At 40.0% G+C, this 16,785-nt stretch carries 12 protein-coding genes; all 12 read right to left on the bottom strand.

What is annotated here, in order from left to right; translation table 11 throughout:
* Positions 1-49 precede the first annotated feature (49 nt).
* The 12 genes from FIU21_RS02200 to FIU21_RS02145 all read right to left on the bottom strand — a co-directional run bounded on the left by FIU21_RS02200 (position 50) and on the right by FIU21_RS02145 (position 16,310).
* Positions 50-1,468, bottom strand: coding sequence for a restriction endonuclease subunit S (locus tag FIU21_RS02200; protein WP_036886004.1), 1,419 nt, complete (start codon positions 1,466-1,468; stop codon positions 50-52).
* On the bottom strand, positions 1,462-3,495 hold the full coding sequence (locus FIU21_RS02195) for a type I restriction-modification system subunit M (protein WP_004359703.1): 2,034 nt from the start codon (positions 3,493-3,495) through the stop codon (positions 1,462-1,464). The genes FIU21_RS02200 and FIU21_RS02195 overlap by 7 nt, the downstream gene beginning before the upstream one ends.
* A gap of 503 nt (positions 3,496-3,998) precedes the next feature.
* Entirely contained in the window at positions 3,999-6,266 is a 2,268-nt protein-coding gene (gene tssR, locus FIU21_RS02190) for a type VI secretion system protein TssR domain-containing protein (RefSeq protein WP_004359702.1), read from the bottom strand.
* An 11-nt stretch (positions 6,267-6,277) separates the two neighbouring features.
* Complete coding sequence (locus FIU21_RS02185; RefSeq protein ID WP_036886002.1) at positions 6,278-7,252, bottom strand: PKD domain-containing protein; 975 nt, start codon at positions 7,250-7,252, stop codon at positions 6,278-6,280.
* A gap of 198 nt (positions 7,253-7,450) precedes the next feature.
* Positions 7,451-7,900, bottom strand: coding sequence for a type VI secretion system TssO (gene tssO / locus FIU21_RS02180; protein ID WP_004359700.1), 450 nt, complete (start codon positions 7,898-7,900; stop codon positions 7,451-7,453).
* A gap of 12 nt (positions 7,901-7,912) precedes the next feature.
* Positions 7,913-8,395 carry a type VI secretion system TssO gene (locus FIU21_RS02175; protein ID WP_036886040.1) on the bottom strand — a complete coding sequence of 161 codons (483 nt, stop codon included), beginning with the start codon at positions 8,393-8,395 and terminating at the stop codon, positions 7,913-7,915.
* Positions 8,396-8,412: 17 nt separating this feature from the next.
* A complete protein-coding gene (locus FIU21_RS02170) occupies positions 8,413-9,564 on the bottom strand; it encodes a hypothetical protein (RefSeq protein ID WP_004359697.1) in 1,152 nt (383 codons plus the stop codon).
* Complete coding sequence (locus FIU21_RS02165) at positions 9,551-10,435, bottom strand: TssN family type VI secretion system protein (protein ID WP_004359695.1); 885 nt, start codon at positions 10,433-10,435, stop codon at positions 9,551-9,553. Before FIU21_RS02165 ends, FIU21_RS02170 begins: the two co-directional genes overlap by 14 nt.
* 9 nt (positions 10,436-10,444) lie before the next feature.
* A complete protein-coding gene (locus tag FIU21_RS02160) occupies positions 10,445-11,380 on the bottom strand; it encodes a hypothetical protein (protein WP_004359693.1) in 936 nt (311 codons plus the stop codon).
* Entirely contained in the window at positions 11,365-13,806 is a 2,442-nt protein-coding gene (locus FIU21_RS02155) for an AAA family ATPase (protein WP_004359692.1), read from the bottom strand. Before FIU21_RS02155 ends, FIU21_RS02160 begins: the two co-directional genes overlap by 16 nt.
* Positions 13,803-15,578: a type VI secretion system baseplate subunit TssF gene (locus tag FIU21_RS02150; RefSeq protein WP_004359689.1), complete on the bottom strand. Its 1,776-nt coding sequence runs from the start codon at positions 15,576-15,578 to the stop codon at positions 13,803-13,805. Before FIU21_RS02150 ends, FIU21_RS02155 begins: the two co-directional genes overlap by 4 nt.
* Positions 15,579-15,887: 309 nt before the next feature.
* A complete protein-coding gene (locus FIU21_RS02145; protein WP_004359687.1) occupies positions 15,888-16,310 on the bottom strand; it encodes a GPW/gp25 family protein in 423 nt (140 codons plus the stop codon).
* Between the last annotated feature and the right edge of the window lie 475 nt (positions 16,311-16,785).

Below are 16,785 nucleotides of genomic sequence, written 5' to 3'. Positions count from 1 at the left end.
CCTTAGAATGCCTGTATAAGGTGTTATTTTCATTATAACTTCATCTATATCAACGCTTCAGAACTTTCTCCATCTGCTGTAGGGCTTCTTGCTCCTTGAGATAGGCTTGATAGCGAAGTTCATTGGCTTGCAGTACAAGATTGTTGATGCGAGATTGCATAGAGTTGTCTTTGAGGAGGGGAATGGCAACTTCTGATAACTGTTTGTCATCTATTTCGTCAACAACAGCTCCATAAATATGCCGCACAATTAAAGGTAAAGCATAGTCTGTAGACAGCCAAGCATATATATAACCAGCAATATCTTTATTTCGAGGAGATAGTCTTAAACAATGTTCGTTTGCAACCCATCCAGACCAATGTTTGGGAACAATTATTACTTTTCCTATTGTACCGCTTCTACTAATCAGACACATACACTCTTCCAATGAAAGCTCTCTCTTTATCCTATCGGCATGCTTGCCTAATGAAAGATGTTTATCTTCAGAAGGGTCTAGTTGCAACAGTTGTTTACCGCCAAAGAAGGGTACCCCTTGCTCTTTTTCTACATAAATACGTTTGAAACGTCCAGGTAGTATAATCTCTTTACTGATTCTGGGGTCGCCAAGTGTGGTGACTTCTGCGGCTTGCTTAGAAATCAGAGAGAGAATCTCCTTGATTTCGGGCAAATGATAGGATACATCGAAGCGATTGTTCAACTCATTACTATACATGGTGAAGCAGCGAAATCCTGCTTGCGGAGCATAATACTTTGGTTTTAAATCCATCTTCCCTGGCAAGCTAAGAGCTTCATAGAGCAATTGTTGCGCTTCATCAATCAAATCATTCGATTGGTCTCGCAAATCGTAAGAGGCTATGACTGCGTTATGAATGCTTCGTTTGATTTCTTCTGGAGCATTAGGGATAGGCAAGTTCTTTAGATGCTCGGGTTCTATCTCATCAATCACAGCACCATAGGTAAAGGACTTAACGATACTTTTCCCTACTTCTGTGGACAGATATGCATAAACGTATCCAGCATAATTCGCTGTTATTTTTAGGGCGTGCTGGCTAACGCAATAGCCCTCAAGTGTACGATTGACAAAGGAAGTACGTCCTATAGTTCCAGAACATGATAGTAAAACTTGACCACGCCTTACACCATAGTTATCAAGAAAACTCTTATCTACAAACTTTGTGGGATTTGGTTTCACCTCTAGCATCTCCGAACTACCGATGAAAGGAATTCCTGTTGGGAGGTAGTTGCGCTTTGCTCGTGGTCCGTGATACGCCTCTTCAACCAATCCGTTTTCACCCCAAAGATATACCCAACCATAGGGACTATGGTACACTCGAGAGAGAGCTTCCATAGCCTCTATATCATAAGCCGATGCATCAAGGCGATAGGCGTTGTTTCTTACTTCCTCTGCCGAAATGCCGCACCAACGCAGTGGCGATGGTGCAAGAATTGTATTGTCTGAGTTTACCATGTTATGCCCTGTTCGCGTTTCCACTTGAGAAATACATCAGCCACCAAAATAGTCTGGTCGTTTACTATCTTCTCTTCAAAAGTCTCTTTGCGATAGGTCACCTCGCCTGTAGTCGCATCCACTTCACGCACATCATTCTCTTCATGACGCAGTATAAGGTTGCCCTCCTCATCACGTTTATATATCGTGTTACCTCGCTTGTCATGCCCAATGTGGTCTACCATAGCCATGAATATCTGATTATCAGGGATAAATCCAAGATTTTGTTCCTCCTGCAGCTCTTCTGTAGTCTTCTTGACCACGAAGAGAATGGAGCACTGAGTGCCGTTGTGAGGTTGGAATGTATCTGCGTGCAGGTCTATGCTTGCGATGATGTGAGTGTGTCGCATCAGCCAGACTCGGATGAACTCTAAGCCTGGTGAAGAGAATATACTATCGGGCAAAACAATTGCTGCACGTCCTCCAGGGCGAAGCAACTGCACAATGCGCTCAATAAAGATTTGTTCGGGAGGCACACTTCCTCTAAGCTTTGTGGAATTCATCAACCAATTGCCGTGTTGATCCTTAACCCAACTATGGGCAAGGTCAAACTGCTCTAAAATTTGTTGATCGTTGATAGGGATTTTAGAGCCAAAGGGAGGATTAGTTACAATGACATCAAAAAGGTCTATGGTCTTGTGATTGACGATGGAGTTCTTAGGACGTCCCATACGTTCCTCAAGAAGTTGCTTTTTCTCTTCGCTCCACTCGTGGGGAGGGAGAAGACTATTGAGCTGAATGATGTTGCCACTACCATCATTATTCATCACCATGTTCATCTTTGTGGCTTTCACTAAGTCTGGATTGATGTCGAAGCCAAAGAAATTTTCTCCCGCAATCTCAGTGATTTTATTATTGAAAGCATCACGCACCACTGGTGGCCAATCTTCTAAATTCTCACCATAGTCTTTTTGCATTTTGCTCTTAATCGTAGCAATGACCGCATTCATGGCCGTAACAACAAAGCCTCCAGTGCCACAACTGCTGTCTAGCACCTTTTCTCCCTCTTGTGGAGCAATCATAGCCACAGCCATTTGCATCACATTACGTGGAGTGAAGAATTCACCTCTATCACCACGGAGATTGGAACCTACGATTTCTTCGTAGGCTTTTCCCTTAAAATCAATGCGCGTGTCCAAGAGCGAGTACTTTTGTAGCTCACCCACCAAATGGCTGAGTGTGCGAGGCTCAAGTTTGATTCGATCGTTGGCTTCAAAGATTTTTCCCTGCTTTTTCTTTACCTCCTCAAAGATAGCTGCAATACGTTTATACACCGTTGCTTGTCCGTCTGAGTTATTGCGTTCTGATGCTGTGGTATAAAACTCCACAGGCTTAGTTACATTTCGCTCATCGGTAATCTTACAGAAGATAACTTTAAGAAATTCAAAGAAGGCAGCTTGTTTTGAGTGTCCTTCATTGACAGAAATAATGTCGTGACAGGTGCGGAAAGTGAAGAGCAGATTATCATCGGTAGCCTTAGACATCTGTCCTCGCTTAGGACGTTCGTTAGCACTGTTGCTACCATCTGCAGAAGGGATGTCGTTAGCTTCCTCATAATGGATGCGCCCCTTGTCGTCTGTCACCTTCTGATAAACAGTTTTGTGCTTGCCATTAGTCCACATACCCCACACGCAATTACTGCATGAAGCCATATAGGTCTTAAGCTGCGACACTCCTTCTCCTTTGTCAGTAGGCTTGACAGACTCCTTTTTACACTCGATAATGAGAACTATATTCTGCTGATCCTGGAGGTCCTCTGCAGTTGCTTTCTCTGAGAATATAACGATATCTGCACGCTTCTTACCATCCCCCATTTTGATGGGGTATTCTACTGCGATACGCTGTTTGGGATACTTATGCTCAATTACCAGACGCTTTTCTACGGTCTGACGCACATATTCTTCTGGAGTATCCTTGCGAATGGTTCCATCTATATAATCTCGTATTTTCCCTTCTGGGACTATTTGATAATTAATATCTTCTGGCATAATATTTTATGATTTCTTGGGGACTTAGCTGAAGTAGATTTAGATCCTTAACGCAAGTAAATAATCTTTTAAAGTCGGGAATTACTTCTAATGGCAGTCGAATAACTACTTTCTTCTTCTCTACTTCAAGCGCTTCATCGGAGATTGCTATGCACTCTCTGTAGTCCCACTCTGTTTTTACCTGCAAAAATACAAACTAATAGTCAGGAATAAGAATAAATGTAAGAGCTTTTTGAGTTAGTGGATAGATTTTCAGGAGAAACACGTATCAATGACAGTCTGTTTCACTGTTTTTTCTCTCTCAAGATGCTGGAGGACTTCATCATTTATCCCTATTTATCACTAGGTATTGTAAATCATCAGACTAGCCCATACTTTTATAGGACAGTACCTGAAATAAGTTCATTAGACAGCATAATAAGAAAATAAAATATGGATAAATACACCTGAACTATGTCAGAAATGTATTTATCCATATCATTATATCTTATATCTTAAATGCTTTATGGAAGCTCCTTTAATGGAATAAAGTAATAGCTTTTTCCAGCAACATATATAGTATTCAAGCGTCCAGACTTGAAGCGTGTCTCGAGATTAACAAGCTTCTTAAACATCTCCTTGTAAGCCAGATCCCATTCGCTTTCATTACACTTCTTACGGCGAATATCCTTTACACGTACAATGTAGTTCAATGCATCAGAACTTGGAACTGAAACGCGATGATAATAAACCTTTGAAATTGAAGACTTCGTACTGAGAGCCTTGCGATAAGAAAGGATGTTAACCAGCTTGCTCTGACGCTTAAAGTTATTTCTCAATACTGCAAGTTCTTGGTTTCCAAGAGAGTCTGCATTGATATAAGGCATCAAATCACGATAGCCATCAAGAAGATTCTGCATCTCATCCTTATCAAAAAGATATCCCTCGTCATAAGTTGAAAGCTGCTGTGGTGTAAACCACATCTTCTTAAAGAGAAGGTCGTTGATGTTGTTCTTTTCAATGTCAGTTACAGAGATTGCAGCACTGTCACAGAGATTCACCACCTCTTGTGTAGGAATAGCACGAAGAACACCATATTTATTCTCTGCGCTACGTGTCACATTTACAAGTTCGTTGTTACGTGCATTGAGCTGCATAAACAGTGAATCAAGTACATTTGAAAGACCTGCACTTGAAAGTTCAGAATAAAGTTTTGGATAAACAAAACCACCTGTAATAACGCTGTTCTTTGGTGCATCAAGCAAATAAACATTCTCGTTATCAGTACTCATATCTTTGAACGAGCCATTCTTTGTCCATTTTGGTTCGCAGAGATAGTCTCCAGAGAAGCTCATATACTCCAGGATGTTATTATCAAGTAGCTGCTTAGACTGCAGGATGAAGTCTTGATAAGGCATACCATCCTTAGAAAGGATTTGAGCAAGAAGGAGAGTAGCTGAACGCGAATATATCTCAGAGTTGATGTCAGAAGTGAAAGTTGGGAACTCATCAGTACCCAAGATAATGAACACATTATTATCAAACTTAGAATAAGGTGTCTCTCTAAAGATGGTATTCATCGCATCATGGAAGCCGTAGCCACCTGTTGCCCCAATAGTGTTTGGTGAAGTCATCTTTGTAAGATAGTCAATCCACTTACCAAAGTCGGTTGTTGGTGAGAGATGTCTATTTCCCTTCTGAGAAACTGATGTAACAGAGAACTTCGCTTGAGAATCCTTTGATACCTTTTCGCTTATGCCCTGGAAAGCATTAACAAGGTTGCGCACAAGTAGACGGTCCTTATCAAAGAACACAAGGTGGACATTTATATTCTTGCTATTCTCAATGAGTTGATCGAGTTCTGCCACAGCAACATCTCTACCTTTTACATTAAGCATATAAGTCTTCTTCCTGTCCCATACAGACAAAGGAAGGTTTATTGGCACTTTCTGGTCTGTCGACGTGTTTGTCCAATTTCCATCAGCAGTAAAGAGAAGTTTAGAACCCAATGGGAAACCAGCAAACTCAGGATAATTAGCATCCAACAGATAAACGTGATTCTGTCCTACCATTGCAGTGAGGTCAGCAGGAATCCACCCGAGTGTTGTGCGAGTAGAGTCAGAGAGCGAAGGACGATCAGAAACAAGTATAGCCTGTTTACTTGCATCGTACTTATAAGCATACACAATCTGACCAGCTACAAGCTTTCCCTTGCTCTTATCGAGGAAGAAGGGATCGCCATAGAGGTTCAGAGAGTCAAGAGTAAAGAATCTCTTTATATTTGACAATCGTGACACAGTGGATGCACCGATTCGATAACGTACTGGGAAGTTGTTATCTTTAGACACAAAGGCATGATTATACTCCAGCACGCTATTCTTATCAATCCATCCTACGAATGGTGATTTTTTAGCATCTTTAAAGTGAGTTCTTGAACTGAAAAGTGGTGCAAACATACCCTTAGGCTGTCCGAGCAAGCTCTGGTTAGCAGCAACAACCTTATAGAATCCGTTTTTCTCACCAATAACATAGAATGGCGCACCAAGCTTCTGTTCACTCAGGATGCGCTGTGCATACGGTCCAGCGTATGCCTTGTTATGGTCACGATCTGAGAAGACAATATGCACATCCTTATTGTTGTGTGTCTTCTGCTTTCGTGTATCTTCTGTCAAGTAATTAAAACTCTTTTTACCGACAGCATGTGTCTTATCATATCTTCCCACCTGTGCCAGACTACTCTGAGCACCTAAAAAGAAGAATGCAAGACCTGCTATAATATGGAACGCTTTCATATTTCCTAATTTTATTTTCCTGTATTTCTTTGAGTTACTTCAATTTTTGTAATATGATGGAAATCATCTACCTTCACATCGTCAATAGTCACACGTCCGTAACGATTACTCTCGAGGAAGTGTAATCCTTGACAATAGTCTGGGAACACATTATAACGCTCGCCATTGATGTGTACAACGACTTGATTACCATTACCGCCGAGATAGTTATTGATAATGAAATTACGATGTGCATAGAATGCTTCCTTATCTCTTGCACCTGCATTGGCAATAGCTTGTAGATGCTTCTTGATACCATTCTGTACCATAGCTAATGTATCAATAGGCTCTGGTTTTGGCTGATCAGCCTCATCAGCTGGATTCTCGATGATGTCTTCAACCTTTGGAAGGATAGTTATGACATGAGATACAGGATACAAAGTGGTATTAGTCTTCAGTTTGATGAGATATTTACCAGGCTCGTCATACTTATAAACCACCTGACGCTCAAAAGCATCAATAGTTCCACTCTCACCGAATTCCCAAAGCCAGCTTGTCATACCATCGCCTTCGGCTGAGAATACGAGTCGCTCACCTGCATAACCTTGTGTTGGTCCGACAATCTTAGGAATAGAATCAACTGCTACAGTGTCCTTGGTAATCTTCACAATATCAATAGTCTTTTCTGTGACAACCTTACCATCAACCTGTAGTGTGATGAGGTACTTTCCTGCCTGTTTGTAAACATAACTAATGTTAGGCTTACCAATGATACTGTCGCCATTACCCATTTTCCATAATACTCTCTTGTCAACAACTGCTGCAGAGTCATTAATGGTAAACTTCAAAGGCTCATTTACTTCCAATTGACTATTTGCATTACTGTCCTGAATGAAAAAGTCAAGATTCTTGTTGACGTTGCGTGAGGGGAGAAGCAAAGCCACCAATAATCCGACTACAGCCAGTGCCGAAACGATAGCCAAAATGATTTTTTGTCTTTCAGTCATAATTATTGTTTTTTAATTGTTATATCATAAGGGGTTTAATTTGTTAATTGTTAGCCACATATAACTTGGTTGTAAACCGATGCGCTATATTCATAGCAATAGGATTATGGAGAGCATATGTTTCTTGTGGATGAATGAGTTTTATCAACTATTCCAGCAGAAAGGTAGACGAGAAACCAGGCAAAGCCAACAAAAGCCTTATCTAATCTTAGTCTTCATTTCTTCGAGAATCTTTTTTCTGTCTTCCGTATTCTTGGTTGTCCAATAGAGTTTCTGCTTTATGTCGAAATAGTCTTGTATCGTTTTGAATGCACGCATACAATAGAGATATTTCGGATCATAAGAATGTTTGCGATAGTTGTCTTGCAGCTGTGTCATACGATCTTTTATCTCACTGATACGCTGTGTCTGCTGTATCTCGAAGTTAAGCGAATCAATATCCTTCTTCAGCGTAATCAGTTTCTCACTCATTTCCTTCTGATCTTCAAGAATAGCCTCGGCATCATTGATTTCTGTCACCGCATTACCTGTAATGGATTCTGGAATTGGTGTGACATACTTACAAAGGAGGATATAAAGTAAGGCCACAGAAAAGCATAACAAAAGCGTAAACTTAATACTGGACCATATTTTTTCGTCTCTTGTCATAATAATAAATTATTATTCTCTTTTTCTATTTAAAATTTCAGTTGCTTTCTGAATCTGTTCCATAATGTAGTCTAAGTCACGTTTCTCATCAAAGTAAGTCGCAGTGGTTTCCTGCGTAGCTTGTAGTTGATCAAACAGTGTCTTATAGAGAACATAGTTGGTGGTGTCATTATCACCACGATAGATTTCATCCTGCATGTCTTGTCTGTGACGAGCAATTATCATCTGATATTGCGCCTGCTCATTATCCGTACGCTTCTCAGTAACAAGATTGTTCATATCCTTGAACATTTGATCCATACGGAAATTATAGCTTGCCTGCTTACGGAATACCTCATCATAACGCACTTTCTTTTCGTCTACCATGTTGATTCCACGTTCGGCAGTTTTCAATGTGCAAACAGCAAAGAGTACGAAAAGCAATAGCGTGAAGCTAAAGATAAAAACAAAAGAGTTCTTTGCCTGACGGCGTTCTTTTCTATTTTTTTCTACCATTGTCAAGTGTATCTCTGTTAATCCCAAACCTTCCATGACTTACGCTCACTCTCAGAGACCTTGCCACTATTATCCTCGCTAATAATAATATTCTCCTTGATGAGTCCAACGTATTCGAGTTCGCTCAACTTATGGAAAAGCGTATCAATTACATTGAGGAATGCTGCAATGCTCACAAAGAGAGTATTCAACTCAAGATGATTATAGCTCAAATGAGCAATATCGCTTGTCTTGTGCATAAAGTCAGACGGCTTAATATTTGTCCACTCATCAAAGTACTGCAATAGTGTCTCAAAGTCCTTCTCAGGTAAAGAACGGAGTGAAGTGAGCAGAAGATTAGCTAATGCATTTGCAAAGCGCACAGTATAGATTGGAGGCTGCTCAGCTGCAATATTCTTCAATTCAAAGCAATGCTGGCTATAGAAATTCTTCACCACATCGCAAAGAGCGAAAGTGTTGTCTGCAAGCATACTGCGGTGAGGGTTAGAAATATTCTTAGCATATACCTTGAGTGCATTGCTGTGAATACGCTCAAGTGTTTCTGTCATATTCTCTAAAGCATGCATAGCTCTCTCAGAACAGTTGATACGCTGAATAGCTGGGATATAGTCGCTATCTATCAAGAAGGAACCACCATCTACGATAACCTTTCCCGCTACTATACTATTACCCTCAAGGAAGGCCTTATTAAGATTCTGCTCCAATACCAATTGCAAAGTAACCTCTGGTAATACGTAAGGATGATGGAGTGGGGTAGTTTCTGGATCTGGCACACCAACTGGTAACATCTTATAAGGATTAACAGTAAGGAGAATGCAGACTACCTGACGTGTAGAGAGATCAATCTCGATATCTTTGAGCGTACACTTTGGTGTGAAATCGCCATACAATTCCTTTGTAAAGAGAATATGGTAACCATTACGAGTCACCGCATTACATGCTCTAAGTTCTACTGATAAAGTCTCTGCAGACTCACCCTTAATATCCATGTCAATAGAACATTCTTCTTTTTCAGACTTATCACCGAATCCATAGTTATAGCTTGTCAGTTCCTCTTCACGGTTCTGTCTTAGCATTTCAACTACATTGTAATATGTCTCAAAGAAATGGGTATTATTAATTTTCTGGCCGTTAACCCAGTTTATTGGCAAATGCTCAATCTTCTTCATGTTGTATCTGGTTTATGCTTTTTACTCGTTTTATATAGATAACTTGATTTTTCTTTATTTTGTTTTCTGTGGCTGTGCAACGTGGGTCCAGCATCCGAATAAATAGAGGATAGCGGAACCATCGGCTCGTATAGAAAATCCAACCACTTTCAGCACCTTCCATATTGATTTCAATCTGTGCCTGTGGAAAACGACGATTTTGGTCTTCAACAAGCCAGTCAAACCAGTCTCCTAAAGCGATACCCTCAGCCAAGCGAACTGAAAGGGTTGTATAATCGAAATCACCCACCTTTCGCTTAAGTTTCACCTTGACAGTTAATGCCTTGAAAGTATCGAGATTGTCCCAATAGTTTCGATTAAATCCACTATGATTGATTCTCCACAAGTCGTAGATTGCTGGTTGTATGTTTCGGAAATACTTGAAACTACGGAAGACGAAGTAAGGAATCATAAACCAGCAGACAGCTGTCATCGCCCAAGGGGTATATTCCAATCCTCCGCTAATCCAGTTGAATACAAGATAGTAAATCCACATTCCGATAATACCTGAGAGCACTGTTACGAGAAGTTCGATAGACATATCATCGTTCTTCTTGCTAATGACCACGCGCAATGCCCATAGATAGAAAAATCCGAGAATGAGATAAGAAGTAACAGTCAGTACAAGTCCTCCCCACACATATTCATTCTTCAAATAGCCGAAGAGAGAAGGAAGTCCAAGGAAAAGTCCTGCTAAAAGAGCAAAGACAATAATCCTCTTCATGCCCAGCTGCTGTCGAATAGACTTCAGTGCTCCCATAACGAACACCATGACCATTGCAAGAAGCGGAGCCAATAAGTATTTCAAAAAGAAAAATATTAAAGGTTTCATTATTTCTTCTTATAAATTCGTATCATAACCTAAATAATTCTGTCCTAAGACGAGTTCTGTATTTGTCGTGACAGTATATATTATCTTTATATCTCTGGACGAAATGAGAAAGAATGACAGCACATACTTTACTGTTTCTATCTGCTTTTTCAATACACTTTCTTTTATCGTATCATGAAAGCAGAGATTTACTTCAACATCATCCAACTCACATAGTAATTGTCCATCAAGTCCTGAGTCAACCCCCAACATGCAATCACCCAAGCTAATGTAAGGAAGATTCTCTTCGTAATGATAGACATATCGTATCTTAGCGTCAATAGCGCAGACTACTGAAAGTAATTCTTCCAATGCAGAAAGATTCTCCTTGTAATGCTCTACCTTGAGAAGACACAAAAACATCTTGTATCTTTCGTCAACAGTAAGAGGGGCTGTCTTCGAAAAGAAAAGACTGGTGACATTCTTGATAATAACATTCTCAGACGGCCTTTCAAATAAGGATAACTGCCGCTCAAAGATACGTACACTGTCATGGAACATCATTGTGTCGAACGGAGAGAAAAAGTGTATCGCCTTCTCTGCCTTCTTCCTATTCTCTCGAATTGCTTCAACAACCTCCTTGTTGCTCATTCCTGGTGAGCTAAGAGAAATAGGGTGGAACATAAACTCAGGCAACTGATGATAAAAACCATTTCTTGCAAGGTTAAGTATCAGTCGTTCCCTTAATTGTCCATCCTTATAGACTTCCTCTTTCTGCAACTCGATAATATCTTGAGAGTTCACACGGCTATTCATTCCGTGAGTCATAACAACGGTCTTGTCAAGCAAATCCTCCCCAGTAATAAACTGCAGTTCAGCATAGAAGACTTCCGCAATAAGATGACGTGCATCACTATTACTGAATCCTTCTAAATCCCTGTTAGAAGTTGTTATGCGTGATTCCATTGCAGATTTCCATCTTTATAGGTTGCTATTATGTGATTGCCAGATTTGATAGCCTCTGAGACAATCAGCTTGGAAATAGTCTTCTTCAGATAAGTTCTCACTACACCTGCAATAGGACGCGCACCATACTGTGGCGAGAATCCCTTGGAGGTAAGGTAGGCTATTGTCTCTGGTGCTAAATCCAACTGAATATCCTTCTGCTCCAACAACTGCTTCTGCAGGCGTGAGAATTGGAGAAGGAAAATCTGCTGAGCAACCGCCTCTGTAATAGGTGAGAATGGGACTACCTCTGTCAAACGACCAAGAAACTCAGGACGGAAGTACTTCGACATAACCTCAATCAGTTCGTTAGAGGTTGGCTGATGTCCCTTCTGAATCTGTTCAGCAATCCATTGACTACCAATATTAGAAGTAAAGATGATGATAGAATTGGAGAAGTCACCTTCACGTCCTAATTTATCATGCACCTTACCTTCATCCATAATCTGCAGGAAGATATCGTAGACACTACTATGTGCCTTCTCAATCTCATCAAAGAGTACGACAGAATAAGGCTTTTGGCGGATTTTTGTCACAAGCAAACCGCCCTCTTCATAGCCAACATATCCTGGAGGAGCACCATACAATAGGGCTGCTGAATGTTCTTCCTTAAACTCGGACATATCGAAACGAATCATTGCTGTGTCATCATCAAAAAGAAGATCGGCTAACGATTTCGTCAACTCTGTCTTACCCGTACCAGTAGGGCCAAGGAAGAAGAATGAACCGATAGGCTTCTTTGGGTCACTCAGACCACTTCGTGACTCGATGATAGCATCTGAAAGGGTACGAATAGCTTTATCCTGTCCCTTAACTCTTTCGTGCAACTTGGTTTCGATACCCAAGAGTCGGTCTTTCTCTTGTGCCTGAATCTTTCCGATTGGGATACCAGTGTCATCTGCCACAACTGATTCTATTTCTAATGAGCTAACCTTCTCAATACCTTTCTGTGAAAGGGCAGAGAGTTCGTTCAACATTTTACCAAGCTTATCTAATTTCTCCTGTGTTGAATCATCATCCGTTAGTACGAAGTCGTCTTCTATCTTTGAAGTCAAAACAACACTCACCTTGTTAAAGATTGTATGATAAAGCAGATGTAAGTCGAAATCACTCACATCTTCTACCTGCATTGCCTTGTACTTCTCATACTGCTCCACAAGTTGTTCTACAATACCTGCAGCATTCTTATTACTCAGTCTTACCGAGGCTGCAGTACTATCAATGAGGTCTAATGTTGAGGCTGGTTGGCTCTTTTCCTTGTAGTATCTGTTAGAAAGATTATATGCACTTATGAATGCCTCCTCCGTCATTGGCAGACTATAATAAGCCTGCAGAATTGTTCTATGTTTTAGTAATGCACTGCGAAGAATATTCGGTTCGAGTTCCTCTACATTTATAATATTCAGTCTATTTGCAATAGAATGTTTCTCAATGTGCTTACGGAAGGCATCCATAGACAGAACCATCAGCAGTGTGACTGCACCATCGCAAATTTGAGCATCAAGGTTGTTGAGTATATAGGTGGCTGCCGTTGGGTTACCACTTTCGAGCAACAACTGTAGGTCGTCAATGACAAGCACACCACGACTCTTTGCTTGATTCATCTTCTGCAAAAGTCCCGTAAGTTTTTGGGTAATCTCAGTTTCATTGCCTGATTGTGCAAGAATCTTTGATGTGTTCAGCCCGACCAACGATGTTTGGTTGATAATCTCATCTTGGTTGATTTCCATTTCATGGGCAAGTGCTCTGATAATACCCGTCTTACCAACACCCGGTGCACCTACAAGCAGAATACCTTGTCGTTCAGAACGTTCCAACGTTTCCAATATCAGACGTATTTCCTTGCTACGACCGATAATAGACTTACCTTCTTCTAAGAGTTCTGCTCGGCGGAGATCAGATACGTATTGGATAGAACTACCCATATCCATCTCTGCAACTGGAGATAAAGGAGAGGTTGAAGCCTCAAAATATTCCATTATCTCATCTTCTGTCACACCAATTGATTCTATCTGCTGATGGGAGTAAACCACACCATCTCTGACAATTGCTGAGAACACACACAAGGCGTCAACAGAGTCTGTACCAAGCTTAATCTTTGAGCGTTCTGCCTCATCAAGTACCGTCTCTACCTCGTGGTCGGCGATTATCTCACCTGCATCATGCTCAACACCGACATACATCTCACGGTAAGTCTCAAACCAATCGCTGATGTAGTTCACTTCCTTTTGCATCGAGTTCAGGATCTCACGCAAACCTGTCTGTTCAGTCAACATAGCGATAACAAGATGAGCTACACCGAATGATAGGTGCTTATCCTGATGTGCCATTGCCTTGGCTAACTTAATAGCAGCTATGAGGCTATTGCTGTAATTTTGTGTATTCATACGAAAAATATCTTGTAAGGTGTCTTATTGATAGAACGCTTTGAAAGTTCGTCTTCTAAGAAACTTGTCATTGCAGGTAAATCAACTTTTTCTTCTTTACTTGCACCTGAAAGTTCTATTCTTACTTCTGTTGTACGGATAATACCACGTCGCACATCGTTTGAGATAGCTATACCATCTCTGATATCTACAGATTTCGCCAATTTCCCTAAACTACAAAGTACGAAACTCTTTATATCTTCGCGTGTAACAATACGGTCCTTTGACAGTAGACCATAACGGAGTCGATTAATCAGATCACGTTCTGAGTCGTGAGCATTACCTTGTTTTGTCGTTGTCTGGAACAACAACCCGCTTTGTGAGAATTTGTCATTCTCGGTTTGGTAGACCACAGTACGACTATCCAAACCGTTAGCAACCTCAGCATCAGTAGTCCAATAACTCACCTCAACCTCTGATGTCTTTTTGTAAGGCTGTGTAAACAGAAAAGCACGAGGGATGCTCTTATCTTGAGTGAAATCGTAGATGCTCTTTTCTATGTTCTCTATATTGTTATAGAGATTATTCAGCTGATCCGTGAGCGTATCTATCTCCATACTCTCAAAAGCACTTCCGTCTTCATGGATTAACTGAATTAGTTTGTTTATCAATATGCGAGCATTGTCTGAGTCAAATCTTTCTATGTTTCCAAAGTAAAGACTGTAAGTGCCTGTAGAAGATTCATTATAATTCCGCACAATATCCACGTACTGGTGGTTAGCATCATCATGAAAAGATTCTACATTGAGGAGGAAACGATTTTCTTTGCATGGTAGAGCTACGATATTACCTTTTCGTGCAAAATCATGCTGTATTGTTACCAAGCTACGATTGACAACTGGATAAGTATTGAGTAGAAAACGTACTTTCCCAAAATCCACATGATTAAACATCACTGGAAATTTCAACTTTAACCATACCAGTTTACTGCTTTCATCGTCTCCCTCTTCAGAAACTTCCCATTCTGAAGGATAGGTACTGAAAGGATTAGATGAGAGGGCTTTTGAATCAAGACTTATCTGAACATAGTTTTTTGAATAATAGTCACTAATCTCATTAAAGTAGTGATACTTCTCACTCTGTTCAAGTGGGAACTGTGGAACCGATACTTCTAATCTCTCTCCAGTTCCATCATAGACATGCACATCTCTTAGGAAAGGTCTGAGGTTATTGTTTTCCAAAAGAATACACAATATCAGTTTATGAGTTGAGCGTAGTAGACTCTGTGTCATTTCCAGACCTATCCACACAACACCATCTTCTGACGGCACTACTATATTTGGAAGTTCTGTTTCTTGCAGACTACCCTCATACGAATACATTACCCGACTATCGTAGGATAAGGCCTTTATCTTGGCATTTACTAAAGGGTAATTACTTAGAGGAGAGAAGTCAAGGTCTACCCATCCCTTTTCAAACATCATCTTCCTCGTATAAAAACGATCTGTTAATGTTAGTAAGCGAGACTCGTCACTCTTAGGTTCCACACTCAACAAAGCATGGGAAGGCATTGGAAGTGACCACTGCTGAGGTACTAACAAACATGCCAAACGATACAGAATATTTGAATCAGAATCAGATATTTTCTGATGAAGTCTACTACTATTATAGGCTATTACGTCAAGAATTAAATCAATAACGGGATCCATCTGCCTCAGATCTGTGATATTCCACAAGTCCATTGCAAATCTCCGAAGACGTTCTTTTATACTCTGTTGCCTTTTATCTATCATATTTTATTTTCATCTCTAATAATAATGTATCTCATTTGGGTAACCTACTTGGTCCTTTAACAAAGACTATCAACGATTTGTATGCTCATTCCACCATAACACGTGCATACTGGGTTCGTATACAGGATAATACTTTGATACTATCAAAGCGGACTGCCATACAAAAAGTGAATCGTTTCTCATATTGTCCATAGTTCTTTTGCTGTCACACGATGTGCAACAGAAGAAAAGTAACAAGAGTGTTAAGTAGTTCAATATGTTTATTCGTTTCATCTTCTTATATTACACTTTCCTTTCTATCAGCCAATCTTATTGTGATATTGGACTTATATAAAGATGTGTATTAAAGTTGAAGTGCTGGTCATTTCTTACAATAAGACCACTTACCCACAAGCGTACACGCTTTCGAGCATTAGGGAACTTATCTCTGACATCTTCCTCAACCTCAGTAAGTTCTACTCTTACATGGACGTCTTTTAGACGAGGTTCATACTTAATTATAGTGGCTTCCAATGACTGTCTGACCTTATCTTCCCAGTCTTCGTTTTTCAAAACTTGATTGAATTCCAAGTCCCATATAATCGAACCGTAATCCTCTCTTCCTTCCACTTCTCCATGACGAGAAACCACCAACATCATGAGATGCTGGGCAATTGACTCCTCATAGGAGCAGCGTTGGATTTGTCCATTTAAAGCCCCTGATAAATCCAAAGGTAGTTTTAGATAGTTCATATCACACCAAAATATTGTGCAAATATATATTATTTTTAATAGATATGGGCAACTTTTTTCTGTTTTTAATATTTTATAAGTATTTAATTGATAAAGTTCTCTACCTAAACAAGAGATACTTATCTCATAAAACAAGCCTTAACTCTGTATCTAAAATCAACTTTTAGTATTATATCAGGCTTCTTCCGAAATATGGAATGATAAATTAATAGTCTTATATAATAGGTACAAAGAGCGACGGAGGTGTAGCCTACAGATTCTTGATAAATACTTTGGGATAAACGCTTTGTTTATAAATTGCTAATAGAAATAATCCTCCGTCCTCCCTTTTTCTCTGTGTGACATTTCGTCAGAAACCTAACCTTAAGTGGCAAAACTAAAGATATGAATTGATATAGGAGAAAGGGCGAATTGAAAAGTCTTTACATTACTGAACGTTTTTAGTAAGAAAAATACGTTTAAAACTAAGTTTTTA

This window comes from Prevotella melaninogenica (assembly GCF_013267595.1).
Taxonomy (GTDB): Bacteria; Bacteroidota; Bacteroidia; order Bacteroidales; family Bacteroidaceae; genus Prevotella; species Prevotella melaninogenica_D.
Note: the sequence above shows the minus strand (reverse complement) of the source record. Positions and strands in the feature narration are given on the sequence as shown.